This is a genomic window from Microvirgula sp. AG722, from assembly GCF_003269145.1.
GTDB lineage: Bacteria > Pseudomonadota > Gammaproteobacteria > Burkholderiales > Aquaspirillaceae > Microvirgula > Microvirgula aerodenitrificans.
Genome location: NZ_QLTJ01000025.1, coordinates 1 through 15,468 on the forward strand (window position 1 = coordinate 1; position 15,468 = coordinate 15,468).

General features: G+C 66.5%; 16 protein-coding genes. 10 read left to right on the forward strand and 6 right to left on the reverse strand.

Going from position 1 to position 15,468, the window contains the following annotated elements:
• On the reverse strand, positions 1-330 hold a 330-nt coding region (locus DFO50_RS19845; RefSeq protein WP_304598484.1), incomplete at its 3' end, for a SpvB/TcaC N-terminal domain-containing protein.
• A gap of 194 nt (positions 331-524) precedes the next feature.
• On the opposite strand from DFO50_RS19845, the gene DFO50_RS17895 reads away from it, so the two are divergent.
• Positions 525-1,388, forward strand: a complete 864-nt coding sequence (locus tag DFO50_RS17895) for a DMT family transporter (protein WP_107890348.1) — start codon at positions 525-527, stop codon at positions 1,386-1,388.
• Positions 1,389-1,392: 4 nt separating this feature from the next.
• Here the strand turns inward: DFO50_RS17895 and mnmA are convergent, their stop codons facing one another.
• Genes mnmA through DFO50_RS17920 form a run of 5 tightly spaced genes read right to left on the reverse strand, consistent with a single transcriptional unit; the run spans position 1,393 to position 6,118 of the window.
• On the reverse strand, positions 1,393-2,469 hold the full coding sequence (mnmA, locus tag DFO50_RS17900) for a tRNA 2-thiouridine(34) synthase MnmA (RefSeq protein ID WP_028498911.1): 1,077 nt from the start codon (positions 2,467-2,469) through the stop codon (positions 1,393-1,395).
• Positions 2,466-3,026, reverse strand: a complete 561-nt coding sequence (locus DFO50_RS17905) for a hypothetical protein (protein ID WP_233495301.1) — start codon at positions 3,024-3,026, stop codon at positions 2,466-2,468. The genes mnmA and DFO50_RS17905 overlap by 4 nt, the downstream gene beginning before the upstream one ends.
• Positions 3,027-3,077: 51 nt before the next feature.
• On the reverse strand, positions 3,078-3,554 hold the full coding sequence (locus tag DFO50_RS17910) for an NUDIX hydrolase (protein ID WP_028498909.1): 477 nt from the start codon (positions 3,552-3,554) through the stop codon (positions 3,078-3,080).
• A 60-nt stretch (positions 3,555-3,614) separates the two neighbouring features.
• Complete coding sequence (locus DFO50_RS17915; protein WP_028498908.1) at positions 3,615-4,436, reverse strand: secretin N-terminal domain-containing protein; 822 nt, start codon at positions 4,434-4,436, stop codon at positions 3,615-3,617.
• Positions 4,433-6,118, reverse strand: coding sequence for an AarF/ABC1/UbiB kinase family protein (locus DFO50_RS17920; protein WP_028498907.1), 1,686 nt, complete (start codon positions 6,116-6,118; stop codon positions 4,433-4,435). Before DFO50_RS17920 ends, DFO50_RS17915 begins: the two co-directional genes overlap by 4 nt.
• Positions 6,119-6,324: 206 nt before the next feature.
• Between DFO50_RS17920 and DFO50_RS17925 the strand changes: the two genes are divergently transcribed.
• The 9 genes from DFO50_RS17925 (at position 6,325) to DFO50_RS19930 (ending at position 15,408) form a co-directional block, all read left to right on the forward strand.
• On the forward strand, positions 6,325-7,695 hold the full coding sequence (locus DFO50_RS17925) for a C40 family peptidase (protein WP_233495302.1): 1,371 nt from the start codon (positions 6,325-6,327) through the stop codon (positions 7,693-7,695).
• On the forward strand, positions 7,695-7,922 hold the full coding sequence (locus DFO50_RS17930; protein WP_028498906.1) for a hypothetical protein: 228 nt from the start codon (positions 7,695-7,697) through the stop codon (positions 7,920-7,922). The genes DFO50_RS17925 and DFO50_RS17930 overlap by 1 nt, the downstream gene beginning before the upstream one ends.
• Positions 7,919-9,160, forward strand: coding sequence for a lipoprotein-releasing ABC transporter permease subunit (locus DFO50_RS17935; RefSeq protein WP_028498905.1), 1,242 nt, complete (start codon positions 7,919-7,921; stop codon positions 9,158-9,160). The genes DFO50_RS17930 and DFO50_RS17935 overlap by 4 nt, the downstream gene beginning before the upstream one ends.
• Positions 9,153-9,836: a lipoprotein-releasing ABC transporter ATP-binding protein LolD gene (lolD, locus tag DFO50_RS17940; protein WP_028498904.1), complete on the forward strand. Its 684-nt coding sequence runs from the start codon at positions 9,153-9,155 to the stop codon at positions 9,834-9,836. Before DFO50_RS17935 ends, lolD begins: the two co-directional genes overlap by 8 nt.
• A gap of 77 nt (positions 9,837-9,913) precedes the next feature.
• Positions 9,914-11,293 (forward strand): mechanosensitive ion channel family protein, encoded by a 1,380-nt coding sequence (locus DFO50_RS17945; protein WP_051528772.1) that lies wholly within the window; start codon positions 9,914-9,916, stop codon positions 11,291-11,293.
• Positions 11,280-11,912, forward strand: coding sequence for a response regulator transcription factor (locus tag DFO50_RS17950; RefSeq protein WP_107889679.1), 633 nt, complete (start codon positions 11,280-11,282; stop codon positions 11,910-11,912). Before DFO50_RS17945 ends, DFO50_RS17950 begins: the two co-directional genes overlap by 14 nt.
• Positions 11,913-11,998: 86 nt before the next feature.
• A complete protein-coding gene (locus tag DFO50_RS17955) occupies positions 11,999-12,811 on the forward strand; it encodes a hypothetical protein (RefSeq protein ID WP_107889680.1) in 813 nt (270 codons plus the stop codon).
• A gap of 18 nt (positions 12,812-12,829) precedes the next feature.
• Positions 12,830-13,258, forward strand: a complete 429-nt coding sequence (gene nudB / locus DFO50_RS17960; protein ID WP_028498902.1) for a dihydroneopterin triphosphate diphosphatase — start codon at positions 12,830-12,832, stop codon at positions 13,256-13,258.
• 122 nt (positions 13,259-13,380) lie between these two features.
• Positions 13,381-15,408 carry a methyl-accepting chemotaxis protein gene (locus DFO50_RS19930; protein WP_028498901.1) on the forward strand — a complete coding sequence of 676 codons (2,028 nt, stop codon included), beginning with the start codon at positions 13,381-13,383 and terminating at the stop codon, positions 15,406-15,408.
• Positions 15,409-15,468: the final 60 nt, after the last annotated feature.

Sequence of the window (15,468 nt, forward strand, 5' to 3'; positions counted from 1 at the left end):
GGGAACCAGCGGTTCGCCATCGGGGCCGACAAACACGTCGTCGTCGTTGTACTGCGGGACGCCGAGGCGGGTGCGACGCTGGATGGTCGGCAGGGTGAGCCGCCAGCCGGTGCCGCAGGGGCCGTTGCCGGCGCCGGCGCTGTAGCCGAGGGTCAGGGCGGGGGCGGATTCGCGGGCGACGGGGAGAGACAGCGGGATGTCGAACGAGACCAGGCCGGCGGAGAGGGCGGGCCCGCTGCCGTCACCGGGGCCGGGAAGGGCGTCGTGGATGGTGGGCAGGGACAGGTTGCTGACCGCCGCCAGGTGTGGTGGGGAGCATTCGTTGGCCATGGCGGACTCCTGCTTCTGGCTGGAGAAAAGGCAGAAAGGCAAAGCATGGGCATGGGGGGAATAAGGCTTTTATAGAATGGCGTGCCTTGCCTTCCAATGCCTCTGGACAAATGGCTTCGGCACGGGACAGTCAGCACTCGCTGTTCGCGGTGGATGCCATTACCATGGCCGGCCGTCATTGCCGGTCCTGTGTCATGTCCTCTGCCGCGTTGCGCCCGCTGTGGCCCGTTCTGTTCGTCATTCTGTGGAGTACCGGCTTTATTGGTGCCAAGTTCGGCCTGCCTTATGCCGAACCGCTGACTTTCCTGCTGGTGCGCTACGGTTGCACCGCCTTGCTGCTGACACTGCTGGCGCTGGCGATGCGCGCGCCGTGGCCGGGCAACTGGCGCATGGTTGCCCACCTGGCGGTGACCGGTCTGCTGGTACACGCGGTCTATCTGGCCGGTGTGTTCAGCGCCATATCCCATGGGTTGTCGCCGGGGCTGACGGCGCTGGTGGTCGGCCTGCAGCCCATTCTGACCGCGGTGCTGGCTGCGGCCTGGCTCAAGACGCCGGTTGGTCCGCGACAGTGGGGCGGTTTGCTGCTGAGCCTGGCAGGCGTGACCATGACAGTCTGGCCACGGCTGAGCATCGGCCACGACATGCTGCCGCTGCTGCTGCCGGTCGTGGCCGCGCTGTTCGGCATCACCCTGGGTACGCTGTACCAGAAGCGCTTCGTGCCGCACTTCGACTGGCGCACCGGCGGCGTGGTGCAGTTCACCGCCTGTGCGCTGGCGACCGGTGCTGTCGCGCCCTGGTTCGAGTCCATGCACATCGTCTGGAACGGATCGTTCGCCTTTGCGCTTGGCTGGCTGGTGCTGGTGCTGTCGATCGGCGCGATCAGCCTGCTGAACTGGCTGATCCGCCATGGCGAGTCGGTCGGCGTCGCCAGCCTGTTCTATCTGACGCCGCCGACCACCGCGCTGATGGCCTTTGCCCTGTTCGGCGAACGGCTGACGCCGCTGGCCATCGCCGGCATGGCCGTGGTGGCAGCCGGCGTGGTGCTGGCGCGACGCTGAACGCTCAGACGATGACGCCGCCGCCGAGGCAGATGTCGCCGTCGTACAGGACGGCCGACTGGCCCGGCGTCACCGCCCATTGCGGGTCGGTGAAAGTCAGCCGGATGCGTTCCGGCGACAGCGTGTCGAGGCGACAGGCGGCATCACTCATCCGGTAGCGGTTCTTGGCCGCATAGTCGCCATCGGCCGGCGCCTCGCCGAGCGTCCAGCTCAGTTGTGAGGCTTCCAGTACCGGTTTCAGCAGCAGCGGGTGGCCGTGGCCCTGGACCACGATCAGGGTATTGCTGGCCATGTCCTTGCCGGCGACAAACCACGGCTCGCCATTGCCGGCCTTGTCGCCGCCGATATTCAGGCCCTTGCGCTGGCCGAGGGTGTAGTACATCAGCCCCTGATGTTCGCCGACCGTGCGGCCTTCCGGCGTGACCATCGGGCCGGGCTGGGTCGGCAGGTAGCGCTGCAGGAAGGCGCGGAACGGGCGTTCGCCGATAAAGCAGATGCCGGTCGAGTCCTTCTTGGCCGCATTCGGCAGGCCGATCCCGGCGGCGATGCGGCGGACCTCGGTCTTGTGCAGCCCGCCGAGCGGGAACAGCGACTTCGACAGCTGCGCCGGCGACAGCCGGTACAGGAAATAGCTCTGGTCCTTGCCCGGGTCGACGCCCTTGAGCAGGTAATGCCGGCCGTCGCGCTCCAGCTTGCGCGCGTAGTGGCCGGTGGCGATACAGTCGGCGCCGAGGGTCATGGCGTAGTCGAGAAAGGCCTTGAACTTGATCTCGGCATTGCACAGCACGTCCGGGTTCGGCGTGCGGCCGGCGGCATACTCGTCGAGGAAGTACTGGAACACGCGGTCCTTGTACTCGGCGGCGAAGTTGACAATCTCCATGTCGATGCCCAGCCGGTCGGCCACGCTCATGGCGTCGAGCGAGTCCTGCTTGATCGAGCAGTAGTCGTCGTCGTTGTCGTCTTCCCAGTTTTGCATGAACACGCCGATGACCTCGTGCCCCTGCTGCTTGAGCAGGTGAGCGGTCACCGACGAGTCGACGCCGCCGGACAGGCCGACGACGATGCGTTTTTTCTCCGTCATGACGGGGAATATCCTTTCATCCAGACATCCAGCGGCACCACGGCCGCATCGTGTCCGTTATCGAAAAACCAGCTGTCCACCGCCCATTGCCGGCCACTGGCCTCGGTCATTACGGCGGTGTAGTGCAGATCCACTATCCATGGTGCGCGCCAGGCCTTGCCGGCCGGCGTGTGCAGCCGCAGCCAGCCCTTGTCGCGCAGCCACAGCAGCCATTCGGCATTGGTGGTGCTGTGGTCGACGCAGTCGCGCCGTCCCGGCGACGTCCCGTCGCTGAAATTGCCGCCCTTGTCGTCCCGGATCGGCGTCTGTTCGCCGGCGATCCGTTCCAGCAGGCCGATGGCCTGCGAGACGGCGCGGCGTTCGTCGTCCGGCGTCGCGACGTGGGCAAACAACTGCGCCACTTCCGCCTGTTGCGATGTGCTGACGGCAAAGCGGGTATCGACCCGGCAACCGTAGCCGTAGCACAGCGGCAACGCCTCGTCGGCGGACGCAACGGCAGGCAGGGCTGCATTCAGGACCATCAGCAGCACGGGCAGCAGGGCACGGGTCGGCGGCATGCGTTCTCCAGCGGGGAGCGGTGTCGGGGGCGGGGCCCTGAACGGACGGCATCAGCGGTCCGGGGGAAAACCTGTGTGGGTCAGCAGGTCGAGCGGGTAGCGGCGTCCGGCCAGGTAATCCTGCACACAGCGGTACACCAGCGAACTGCGCTGCCGGTCGACGCTGGCGGCGATTTCCTCAGCCGTCAGCCACAGCGGGCGGACGATGCCGTCATCCAGCACGGCGTCGGCATCATGGTCGAGTGCGGTGCAGACAAAGGCGAAGCGCAAGTAGACCAGCTCGGGCTCGTCGCGCTTCGGCGCGGCGTAGATGCCGACCAGCGCGGTCGGCTCGACATGCCAGCCGGTTTCCTCATAGGCTTCGCGGCGGGTGGCGGCGAGCAGTGTTTCGCCCTGTTCCCAGTGACCGGCCGGCTGGTTGAGCATCAAGCCGGCCGAGGTCTGTTCCTCGACCAGCAGGAAGCGGCCGTCGCGTTCGACAATCGCGGCAACGGTCGCGTTCGGTTTCCATTGGGTTTGGTGCGCCATAGCGGGCGGATTGCGTGGACAAAAACGGATTATACCGGCTGGGGCCAGCGCTGGGCAGCTTCAGGGGCGGGTGAGGCGGACGCGGACCATGGCGGTCGACGCGTAGCGGCTGCCACCCTGACCCAGCACCAGGGTGTCGCTGCCGTCGGCCTCGTGCACTACGCTGGCGATCGTCAGCCAGGCATCGGGCCGTCCGCGCACCCGGGTACTGCTCGTATTGCCATTGCGGCCGGCCGGTAACTGGCCCGGGCTGACGGCCAGCGTCAGGACCACCTCGTCGCCGTCGGCGCGCGCCTGCAGCCAGAAACCGCCGCCGCTGGTCTGCCACGGCTGGCGCGGCGAATAGCGGCCGTCAGGGTAGGCGAGCACCCAGTGGGCGGGCCGCAGCGGGCCGGTATCGACCCGGGCCTTGCCGCCTTCGGCCACCACCAGCCACTGCCCGTCGTCGGCCGGGACCGCCGGGCGACTGCCAAGCGGAATCTCGCCGGCATCGATGTCGACCCCGACACCCGGCCGGCCATGGCCGCCGGGACGCCACACGCCGATGTCGACCCGGCCGGTGTTCGGCCGGGCAGGGGCGGCGTGCCGGCGCGGCAGCAGCGCCGAGGTGTCGACTTCCAGCCGCCATTGCCGGCGCCGGCTGTCGAGCTGGGCCACCAGCCGGGCGAGTTCGGCCTGGCGGATCGGTTCGGCGCTGATCACCACTGCATCGGGCAGGCCGGCCACGCGCTCGCCGGGCTCCAGCAGCGGTTCCAGCGCGGCGGCCACGTCCTCACCCCGTTGCTGCTTCAGCTTCAGCGTCCGCAGCGACGGGGCGGCGATGGCGGCCTGGGCCAGCAGCAGGGCCGTCAGCCAGGTCAGGATGGGCGTGCGCAGGGTCATACATGGTCCTTGCCGGCCCGCCAGATGGACAGGATCAGCCAGATGCTGTTGAAAAACGCGATCATGAAACCGAAAAAGCCGAACACCGGCAGGCCGAACAGCGTTGGGCCGGCATTGACGGTCATGACGATGCTGGAGCCGATGATCAGGCAACCGGTCACGATGCCCATGGTCAGCCGGTTCGCACTCTTGTCGATCTGGTGACCGAAGCTGTCCAGCCGCTTGACGTCGATATCCAGCCGCAGCTTGCCGCGCCGGGCGGTGCCGAGCAGGCGCGAAATGTCGCGCGGCAGATCGGCGACCATGCCGACCATGTCCAGCAGCCCGCGCACGCTCTTGTCGGCGATGGCCTTCGGCGTGTAGCGCGCCAGAATGATGTGGCGGACGAACGGCGTCAGGTGGGCGACCAGCTTGAAATCGGGATCGAGCTGGCGCGCAAAGCCTTCCAGCGTGATCAGCGCCTTGAACAGCATCGACAGGTCGGCCGGCAGCACGATCGAGTGCTCGCGCATCAGGGCCATGATGTCGTTGATCAGCTGGGTCAGGTCCAGTTCGGACAGCGACAGGCCGTCGTACTGGAACAGGAACTCGGCGATATCGGCCTTCAGCCCGTCGTCGTCGACCTGGGCGCTGCCGGTCCAGTCGATCAGCACGTCGTAGACGCCGCGTTCATCGCGGCGCGACAGCGCCGACAGCAGGTCGGCCAGCTGGTCGCGGCGATCGCGCGACAAGCGCCCGACCATGCCGAAATCGATGAAAACGATGCGGTTTTCCGCCAGAAAGAACACGTTGCCGGGGTGGGGGTCGGCATGGAACAGCCCGTCGAGCAGGATCATTTTCAGCACCGCGTCGGCGCCGCGTCGTGCCAGCAGCTTGCGGTCCAGCCCGGCCGCCTCGGCCAGGTCCAGACGCATGGCCGGAATGCCGTCGACGAAATCCTGCACATTGATGGTCGGGTTGGTCAGCGCCCAGTACACCTTCGGCACCACGATATGCGGGTCGCCGGCGAAATGCTGGGCGAAGCGCTCCATGTTGCGCGCCTCGCCGGCCAGGTTGAGTTCGCGCTTCAGCGCCTTGGCGAACTGATTGACGATCTCGCCGGGCTGGTAGCGGCGGATGTCGGGGAACTCCAGTTCGATCAGTCGCGCCAGGTGACCGAGGATGCGCAGGTCGGCGTCGATCTTGTCGACGATGCCCGGCCGGCGCAGCTTGACTGCGACCGGGGTACCGTCCATCAGCATGGCGCGGTGGACCTGGGCGATCGACGCCGCGCCGATCGGATGCGGGTCGAATTCGGCAAATGCTTCGGCCACCGGCATGCCGAGCGCCGCTGACACCAGCCGCGTCACATCGCCTTCCGGCAGCGCCGGCGCATCGCTCTGCAGCTTTTCGAATTCGGCGATCCAGTCCGGCGGGAACACATCGACCCGGGTGGCGAGGATCTGGCCGAGCTTGATGAAAGTCGGCCCGAGATCTTCCAGCGAGCGACGCAGGCGGACCGGGGTCGGAATGTAGTCGTCAGGGGACGGCATCGGCACATGCAGCCACTCGATTCCCTTCTCGACCACGCGCGGCAGCTTCAGCCGCTGCGCGAATTCTCCCAGGCCATGCCGGATGAGAATGGCCGAGATTTCTTTCATGCGCGGCAGGTCGCGCATGGCGACGAAGGTTTCTTTGAGCATGCGTTTTCGGGTACCCGTCGAAGGACGTCCAAGTATATAAGCACGGGCTGTTGTCTTTACAGCGCGGGGTGGGTCGATTACATTCGGCCCCCATGAAATTGATTGCCCGAACCGCCGCCGTCCTGCTGTTGGCGTGCTCCGTCGTTGCCCTTGCGGAGCCCGCGCGGGCGAGCAACACCGCCGCACAGAACCGCCAGGAGCCACGTTTGTCCGCGCCGGGCGAGGACGCGATGGGGGATCTGATCCTCCAGGCAATGAGCCTGATGGGCATAGCGTACCGCTTTGGCGGCAATTCGCCGACCCAGGGTTTCGATTGCTCCGGTTTTATCCGCTACATCTTCGAGAAGTCCGCCGGCGTCAACATGCCGCGCACTGCGGCGGAACAGGCACGCCTCGGCGTGTCGGTCGGCCGCGACGAACTGCGCCCGGGCGACATGGTGTTCTTCAACACGCGCGGGTTTGCAAACTCGCACGTCGGGCTGTACATCGGCAACAACAAGTTCATCCATGCGCCGCGTACCGGCAAGAATATCGAAATCGTCAACATGAGCTCGGGCTACTGGGCCAGCCGCTACAACGGCGCCCGGCGCGTGGCGCGTGGGGCGGGCAATGTGTCCAGTGCCGAGCTGCTGGATGATCTGGGCTCGTCGAAGAAGCGCGACAGCGGCGGTGATGCCATCGCCCGCTTCTCCGGTGACGGCGAGACGCCGCCGCCGGTCAGGACCCGGCTGCGCAAGAGCCCGGACATCGTCATCGCGTCGTCGGCAGTCGAGGACAGCAGCAAAAAGGCCGGCAAGAACAGCAAGGCCGACGACGGCCCGACCTGCCCGCCGCCGAAGAAGGGCCTGAGCGCAAAACAGCGCAAGCAGGCCGAAGCCGAATGCCGCAAGGCCGAGGAAGCGGACAAGAAGGCCGGGAAAAAGGCCGGCAAGAACAGCAAGGCCGACGATGGCCCGACCTGCCCGCCGCCAAAGAAGGGCCTGAGCGCAAAACAGCGCAAGCAGGCCGAGGCCGAATGCCGCAAGGCCGAGGAAGCGGACACGAAGGCCGGGAAAAAGGCCGGCAAGAACAGCAAGGCCGACGATGGTCCGACCTGCCCGCCGCCAAAGAAGGGCCTGAGCGCAAAACAGCGCAAGCAGGCCGAGGCCGAGTGCAGCAAGGCCGAGGAAGCGGACAAGAAGGCCGAGAAGAAGGCCGGCAAGCACGGCAAGGCCGATGACGGCCCGACCTGCCCGCCGCCGAAGAAGGGCCTGAGCGCGAAACAGCGCAAGCAGGCCGAGGCCGAGTGCAGCAAGGCCGAGGAAGCGGACAAGAAAGCCGGGAAGAAGGCCGGCAAGCACGGCAAGGCCGATGACGGCCCGACCTGCCCGCCGCCGAAGAAGGGCCTGAGCGCGAAGCAGCGCAAGCAGGCCGAAGCCGAGTGCAGCAAGGCCGACGACGGCAAGTCGGACAAAAAATCGGCCAGGAAAGGCGACGATAAGAAGTCCGGCGCAGACTCGGCCGACAAGAAGTCCAAGTCCCATGCCGCGACCGGCAAGCATGCTTCCGGCCACGGCGACAGCAAGAAAGCCTCGTGATGAATGACAGCGGTCCCGTTTTCCCCGTCTGGCTTGCCCCGGACGGCCAGCCGGTCGCCTGCGTGGAAAAGATCAAGGTCATGAACGAAAATCTGACCGAGCTGCGCCAGGTTGCCCAGGATGCGTTCGAAGACGCGGTCCTGATGGGCTGCGATGAAAACCAGGTGCGCGATTTCCTGGCCGACATGATGCGCGCGCTGGTCAACCCGTATCAAAGCGCCCGATGAGCTTCGAAACCCTGATTGCCCTGCGCTACGTGCGCGCCAAACGGCAGGAAAGCTTCATCTCCTTCATTTCGCTGGTCTCGGTCATCGGCATTGCCCTCGGGGTCGCGGCGCTGATTATCGTGCTGTCGGTCATGAACGGTTTCCAGAAGGAAATCCGCACCAAGATGCTCGGCGTGGCCTCGCACCTGGAAGCCAGCGGCGTCAATGGCCAGCTGGCTGACTGGGGCTTGGTGCAGAAGGCACTGGCTGGTGATCCGCGCGTGGTCGCCACGGCGCCGTTCGTCAACGCCCAGGGCCTGCTGTCGTCGGCCGGCAGCGTGCGCGGCGCGCTGATCCGCGGCATCGATCCGGCGCAGGAGCCTGGCGTGGTCGATGTCGGCGAGCACATGGTGGTCGGCAAGCTGACCGACCTCAAGCCGGGTGGCTTCGGCATCGTCATGGGGGTGGAAATGGCGCGCGCCCTCGGTGTCGGCGTTGGCGACAAGGTCAACCTGATTACGCCGGAAGGGCAGTTCACGCCGGCCGGCATGCTGCCGCGCCTGAAGACCTTTACCGTGGCCGGCCTGTTCAAGGTCGGCATGTTCGAATACGACTCCGGCTTTGCCATGATCGACCTGTCCGACGCGCAACGGCTGTTCCGTCTCGGCGGCAATGTATCCGGCGTCCGGGTCAAGCTGACCGAGCTGATGCAGGCGCCGCAGGTCAAGCACGACCTGTATGCGCGCGTGCCGGACAATGTCGTGCTGACCGACTGGACCGACATGAACGCGAGCTACTTCCGCGCGGTGCAGATCGAGAAACGCATGATGACCATCATCCTGACGCTGATCGTCGCCGTGGCCGCCTTCAACCTGGTCTCGACCCTGGTGATGGTGGTGACCGACAAGCGCGCCGATATCGCCATTCTGCGCACGCTGGGTGCCAGTCCGGGGTCGATCATGCGCATCTTCATGCTGCAGGGGGCGCTGTCGGGGGTGATCGGCACCGTGTCCGGCGTCGCCGGCGGTGTGCTGATCGCGCTGAACCTGGACCGGATCGTGCCGGTGATCGAAGCCGTGCTCGGTACCAAGTTGCTGTCCAGTGACGTCTACATGATCGACCATCTGCCCAGCGACGTGCAGTTTGCCGATGTGTCGACCATTGCCATCATCGCGCTGCTGCTGGCCTTCTTCGCCACGCTGTACCCGAGCTGGCGCGCCGCGCGCATGCAACCGGCGGAGGCCCTGCGCTATGAGTGAACCCGTCCTGCGCGCCGAAGGACTCGGCAAGACCTATACCGGGCTGGAAACGCCGGTGCTGACCCGGATCGATCTCGATGTGGCGGCCGGCGAGCGCATCGCCATTGTCGGCAGTTCCGGCTCCGGCAAGTCGACCCTGCTGCATCTGCTTGGCGGACTGGATTCGCCGACCACCGGCCGCGTCAGCGTGGCCGGGCAGGATCTGGCCACCCTTGGCGAACGCGAGCGCGGTGTGGTGCGCAACCGGTCGCTGGGCTTCGTCTACCAGTTCCACCACCTGCTGCCCGAATTCTCCGCACTGGAGAATGTCGCCATGCCACTGCTGATCCGGCGCCTGAACCAGGCCGAGGCCGAGCAGCGGGCGGCCGCGATGCTGGAACGGGTCGGACTCGGACACCGGCTGACGCACCGTCCCGGCGAGCTGTCCGGCGGCGAGCGCCAGCGCGCGGCCATTGCCCGGGCGCTGGTCACCCATCCGGCCTGCCTGCTGGCCGATGAACCGACCGGCAACCTTGACCGCCATACCGCGGAAAGTGTGTACTCGCTGATGCTGGAGCTGAATCAGGGGCTCGGCACGGCGCTGATCATCGTCACCCACGACATGGAACTGGCCGCCCGCGCCGACCGCATCTACCGGCTCGACGACGGCCAGCTCCGGCCGGCCGTCGCTGACTGAACCGGCCGCGCGGGGGCCCCGCGCGCCGCATTTTCCCTGTTTTCACACGATATTCCTGACGGAGCCCCTGTCCCCGCATGCCCACCCCCGATCCCCTCAGCCAGTACGCTGCGCCCATCGACCGGTTGATGGAGGCGCAGGCAGACAAATTCGACCTGATCGTCGCCCTGCTGACCCGGCCGCGCGGGCTGGCCGAACTGGCGCTGGTGCTGGCTTTCGTCTATCTCGGCGTGCTGGTGTCGCGCTGGACGCGCAAGCGCGCGCTGGCCGGCAACCCGCAGCGGCTGGAACGGCTGCTGCCGTATCTGTGCCAGCGCATCGTGCTGCCACTGTCGGCCGGACTGCTGTGCGCGGCGGCGGCCGTGATCAATATCCGCCTGTTCCAGCAGCCGCATTTCGGCGTGCTGCTGATCGGCACCGTGCTGCTGTTCTGGATGATGGTGATCCGCGTGGCGACGGCGGTGGTGCGCAGCGTGCTGCCGAAGGGCAAGATCGAGCAGGGCACCGAACACACGCTGTCGGCCATTCTCTGGGTCGGCTTTATTTCCTACATGCTCGGCTTCGATGGCGCGCTGTTCGAGTGGCTGGATTCGGTCAGCTTCCATATCGGCAAGAACCGGCTGACGCTGTTCATGATCGTCAATGCACTGATCTGGGTGTCGGTGGTGGTGTTCGTCGCGCTGTGGGTCAGCCGGATCATCGACAGCCGGATGATGAAGCTGTCCCATCTCGATCTGAGCTTCCGCATCGTCATCAGCAAGATCATCCGCACCGGCCTGATGGTGGCCGCGGTGCTGATCGCGCTGCCGATTGTCGGCATCGACCTGACCGTGCTGTCGGTATTCAGCGGGGCGCTGGGCGTCGGCCTCGGTTTCGGCCTGCAGAAGATCGCCAGCAACTACGTGTCCGGCTTTATCATCCTGCTGGAACGGTCGGTGCGCATTGGTGACCGCATTGTGGTCGACAACCGGACCGGCGTGATCCGCGAGATCACCTCGCGCTATCTGGTCCTGCGCCAGTCCGACGGCACCGAAGCGCTGATTCCGAACGACACCATGATTGCGAACACCGTCGTCAATACCTCGTATTCCGATCGGGCGATCTGGGTCAGCCAGGATGTTGGCGTGGCCTACGACACCGACCTGGAACTGGCGATGCAGTTGATGATCGAGGCCGCACAGGAAGCACCGCGGGTGATGAAGGACCCGGGGCCGGGCGCCTATGTGATCGCGTTTGGCGACAGCAGCATCACGCTGACGGTCGGCTACTGGATCGGTGACCCGGAAAACGGTTCGTTCGGTCCGAAGTCGGCGATCAACCTCGGCATCTGGCGCAAGTTCAAGGCCAACGGCATCGAAATGCCGTTCCCGCAGCGAGAAGTACGCGTAATCGGTGAACTGGCGGTCGCGCCACAGCCGGCGCCGCCCCGGACGGAGGCTTCCGATGAAAGCAAGTGAGGCCGGCCAGCAGCGCGAAGTGCTGCTGGTCGATGACGATGACGCGGTGCGCGATGCGCTGAGCTGGCTGTTCGAGGGCAATGGCTTCCGGGTCCGTGCCTTCGAGTCCGGCGAAGCCGTGCTGGCCTGCCCGGAGGTGGTCGCCGCCGCCGGCTGCCTGGTACTGGACATGCGTCTGTCCGGCATCAGCGGCCTGGTGCTGTTCGAACGGCTGACGGCCGGTGGCCGCTGTCCGCCGGTGCTGTTCCTGACCGGGCATGCCGACGTGCCGCTGGCCGTGGCCGCGCTGAAGATGGGCGCGGCGGATTTTCTGGAAAAACCGTTCGATGACGAAGTGCTGCTGGCGCGGGTCGGCGACTGTCTGCAACGCGACAGCGAGCGCCGCAATGCGCGGGCCGGCCGCGAGCGGGTCGATGCGGCGCTGCGTCAGCTGACCGACCGCGAACGCGAGGTCATGCAGCATGTGCTGGCCGGGCGGCTGAACAAGCAGATCGCCGAGGCGCTGGACATCAGCATCAAGACGGTCGAAGTCCACCGTTCGCGCGTGCTGGAGAAGATGGGGGTCAAATCCGCCGTCGAACTGGCCGGCCTGCTGGCCTCCTGGCCGCCACTCGAGTAAACCCTGATGCCGACTGCCGGCCGGGACGGGCTGCACATCGCTGCCGCCGGCCCGGTGGGCAGCCGTTTTCCCCCTGTTGGTCCGTGATGTCCGATTCTTCCGTTTCCGATCTGCTGTCGGCGCGCCGCGCCGACCTGTCCGCCGTGACCGCCGCGCTGACCGGGCGCCGCCCGGTGTCGCCCTGTCGCTGGCAGGCGCAGGACGCCTTCGTCAAGAAGGCGATGCCGCCGCGCTGGCGCGACCGCTGTTTTCCGCTCTATGCGCCCTGGCTGCGGCGCAAGCTCGCGCCCGGCGTTCCGTTCGTGCCTCGCGTCTATCCGGCCGGCCTGCCGGTCGAGGCGGTACGGCTGGCTGCGCTGCACGCCGCCGGCTGCCGGGTGCCGGAAATTCTTGCCGTCGATCGCGACGCCTTCGTCATGAGCGATGCCGGCTGGACGCTGGAAGACGAGCTGAATCCGCGTGACGACCCCGCCGCCTGCCTGCGCTGGCTGACGCTGGCGGTCTCCGACCTGACCGACTTTCATGCTGCCGGCCACTGGCATGGCGGCGCCCAGGCGCGCAACCTGACCCTCGGCCCGGAAGGCCGCCTCGGCCGCATCGACTTCGAGACCGACTACGACCGCTATTTGCCGCTGCCGCTGCTGCAGGGCTTCGACGTGCTGCTGTTCCTGTCCAGCGTGACCCGCTACGTGTCCGACGACGACTTCGATACCCTGTCGACACTGTGCGTCAGCCGCTCCGGTGCTGCCGTGCGCGCCGTGCTGTCGCGCGCGCTGCCGCTGGTCGGCTGGCTGGCGCGCTCGTCACTGCTGGCGCGCACGGCACCGAAAGAAGCGCGGCGGGTCAGGGCGATGGCCCGCACCCTGGCGGCATGCCGCGCCGATATCGGCCACGACTGACACGACTGAAAGGCTCGCATGGACTACAAGCATCCGGTCTCCGTTCTGGTCGTCATCCATACCCCTGATCTGCGCGTGCTGATGATCGAGCGCGCCGATGCGCCCGGCTACTGGCAGTCAGTGACCGGCAGCGTCGAGGCCGGTGAGGATCTGGCCGGGGCCGCGCGCCGCGAAGTGGCGGAAGAAACCGGTATCCGCGACGGCGTGCTGACCGATTGCCGGCGGCACACGGTCTGGGAAATCTACCCGCGCTGGCGTCACCGCTACGCGCCGGGCGTGACCCACAATACCGAACACGTGTTCACGCTGTGCGTGGCCGATGCGGTCACGCCGACGCTGGCACCGCGCGAGCACGTCGCCTGGCGCTGGCTGGACTGGCGCGAGGCGGCCGGACTGGCGTTCTCGCCGTCGAATGCCGAGGCGATCCGCACCCTGGCCGGGTGCTAGGCATATCGGCCAGAAACTGTTGTTGTGCCGGTTGACGGCGTATGCTGAATGAGTGGCGAATGGCGCCGAAACCCCGGTGGCGGCCGATGGCTCAGCGGCTGTCCCGTTTGTGAGATGCATACATGAATGTTTTCAACCGCTTCAAGCACTCCCTGGCGAAGACACAGAGTGGCGTGGTCACGCTGGAAACCGGTTCCTCCGGGCTGGCTGCCGCGCTGTCCGGCCTTGGCGCCGCGCCGACCTTCGTGTCCGTCTACGTGTCGCCGCATGTCGATATCGACGCAGTGGCAAGCCAGATTACCGGGCGCTTTCCCGGCGTACCGGTCATCCTGAGCTCGACCGCCGGTGAACTGTGCTCAAGCACGGGCGGCCTGTACTGCCAGACTGGCGATCGCTGGGACCGCATTGTCGTCCAGTGTTTTGACGCGACGCTGGTCGAGCGCGCGCAGCTGGTTTCGGTGCCGCTGGGCAGCGAGGACCTGCGTCGCGGCGGGCAGATCACGCTGCCGATCGAGGAGCGGGTGGCGAAGATCCGCCAGTCGATCGACATGCTGAATGTCGACATCGACATCGACCATCGGGACACGCTGGCCTATGTGATGATCGACGGGCTGTCCGCGTCGGAATCGTTCTTCATGGAAGCGCTGTACGACTCGGGCCGTTTCCCGTGCCTGTTCGTCGGCGGCTCGGCCGGCGGCAAGCTGGACTTCACCCATACCTGGATTCACGACGGCAAGCGCAAGCTCGAGAACCACGCAGTGGTCGTGTTCCTGAAAATCAGCAAGGGCATCCGCTTCGGTGTGCTGAAGAGCCAGAACTTCGAACCGACCGATACCCGTTTCCACGTGATCCGCGCGTCGCTGGCCCGGCGCGAGATCAGCCACGTCATCAACGGCAGCGGGCGGATGGTGCCGTTCGTCGAGGCGCTGTGCGAGCATTTCCGCTGCGAACCGCGGGCGCTGGACGAAAAACTGGCCGACTACTCGTTCGCCATCCGCGTCGGCGACGAGCTGTATGTCCGCTCGATCTCGCAGATCGATGCCGAGCGCGGCTGCGTCCATTTCTTCTGCGACATTGCACCGGGGGAAGAGTTGCTGATGGTGCGGCGTACCGGCTTCGTCGAGGGCACAATCCGGGATTTCCGGACCTTCATGCAGGGCAAGCCCGGCGCACCGCTGGCCGGCATCCTCAACGACTGCATCCTGCGCCGGCTGAACAACGGCAAGGAACTGGCCGGACTCGGCGGCGTGTTCGACTGCGAACATCTGGCCGGCTTTTCCACCTTCGGCGAAATTCTCGGCCTGAACCTGAACCAGACGCTGACGGCGGTCTTTTTCTTCCGCGTGCCGCCCGGCACGACCTTCCGCGACAACTACGTCGACAATTTTGTCGCCCACTACGGGCGTTTCAAGGCCTTTTTCCTGCATCGTCAGGTCGGCAAGCTGTCAGGGCTGTCGCGGGTGATGGAGCAGCAGCTCACCGAGTACAAGCACCAGCGCTTCGGCGAGCAGCTGGACCCCGAGATTTTCGACAAGCGGATGCGGGCGGTGGCGATCGGTCTCAACGACCTCGGCGCCGCGCTGCAGCAGGCGCACAGCCAGCGCATCGAGACTGCCAGCCAGATGGAAAACTGCTCGCAGGATCTGTACACGTCGGTGGAAGGTCTCACCTCGCAGGTCGGCGAGCAGGAAGCCACCGTGCGCGAAGCCAGCGACACCGTGGACGTGCTGGCCCGCGAAGCGGCCAATGCCGCCGAAAGCGCCAGAAACCTGGGCGAGGCCAGCAGCCGCATTCGCGGCGTGGTGGCGATCATCCAGCAGATTTCCGATCAGACCAATCTGCTGGCGCTGAATGCGGCGATCGAGGCGGCCCGGGCCGGCGAGGCCGGACGCGGTTTTGCCGTGGTGGCCGACGAGGTGCGCCGGCTGGCGGAGCAGACGCGCAACAGCGCCGGCGAAATCGGTTCGGACATCGCCACGCTGACCGGCAGCATCGGCGATGTGGCGCAGAAGATCGACAAGCAGTCCGGTGATGTGGAAGCGATTGCCGGCATGCTGAAGACCATCGAGAACGCCAGTGGCCGCACTTCGGAAACCGCCGCTCATACCCGCGTGGTGGCCGATACGCTGAAAGCGCTGACGCGTTCCTGAACGGCGAGGGCCGCCGCAGCCCGGCGGCGGCCCGGCCGGACAGGCTCAGGCCGTGAGCGC

What these genes read in the sequence shown, in the direction of transcription:
- DFO50_RS17895 (WP_107890348.1), top strand. Translation starts at nt 525, where the DNA reads ATGTCCTCTGCCGCGTTGCGCCCGCTGTGGCCCGTTCTGTTCGTCATT.
- mnmA (WP_028498911.1), bottom strand. Translation starts at nt 2,469, where the DNA reads ATGACGGAGAAAAAACGCATCGTCGTCGGCCTGTCCGGCGGCGTCGAC.
- DFO50_RS17905 (WP_233495301.1), bottom strand. Translation starts at nt 3,026, where the DNA reads ATGCCGCCGACCCGTGCCCTGCTGCCCGTGCTGCTGATGGTCCTGAAT.
- DFO50_RS17910 (WP_028498909.1), bottom strand. Translation starts at nt 3,554, where the DNA reads ATGGCGCACCAAACCCAATGGAAACCGAACGCGACCGTTGCCGCGATT.
- DFO50_RS17915 (WP_028498908.1), bottom strand. Translation starts at nt 4,436, where the DNA reads ATGACCCTGCGCACGCCCATCCTGACCTGGCTGACGGCCCTGCTGCTG.
- DFO50_RS17920 (WP_028498907.1), bottom strand. Translation starts at nt 6,118, where the DNA reads ATGCTCAAAGAAACCTTCGTCGCCATGCGCGACCTGCCGCGCATGAAA.
- DFO50_RS17930 (WP_028498906.1), top strand. Translation starts at nt 7,695, where the DNA reads ATGAATGACAGCGGTCCCGTTTTCCCCGTCTGGCTTGCCCCGGACGGC.
- DFO50_RS17935 (WP_028498905.1), top strand. Translation starts at nt 7,919, where the DNA reads ATGAGCTTCGAAACCCTGATTGCCCTGCGCTACGTGCGCGCCAAACGG.
- lolD (WP_028498904.1), top strand. Translation starts at nt 9,153, where the DNA reads ATGAGTGAACCCGTCCTGCGCGCCGAAGGACTCGGCAAGACCTATACC.
- DFO50_RS17945 (WP_051528772.1), top strand. Translation starts at nt 9,914, where the DNA reads ATGCCCACCCCCGATCCCCTCAGCCAGTACGCTGCGCCCATCGACCGG.
- DFO50_RS17950 (WP_107889679.1), top strand. Translation starts at nt 11,280, where the DNA reads ATGAAAGCAAGTGAGGCCGGCCAGCAGCGCGAAGTGCTGCTGGTCGAT.
- DFO50_RS17955 (WP_107889680.1), top strand. Translation starts at nt 11,999, where the DNA reads ATGTCCGATTCTTCCGTTTCCGATCTGCTGTCGGCGCGCCGCGCCGAC.
- nudB (WP_028498902.1), top strand. Translation starts at nt 12,830, where the DNA reads ATGGACTACAAGCATCCGGTCTCCGTTCTGGTCGTCATCCATACCCCT.
- DFO50_RS19930 (WP_028498901.1), top strand. Translation starts at nt 13,381, where the DNA reads ATGAATGTTTTCAACCGCTTCAAGCACTCCCTGGCGAAGACACAGAGT.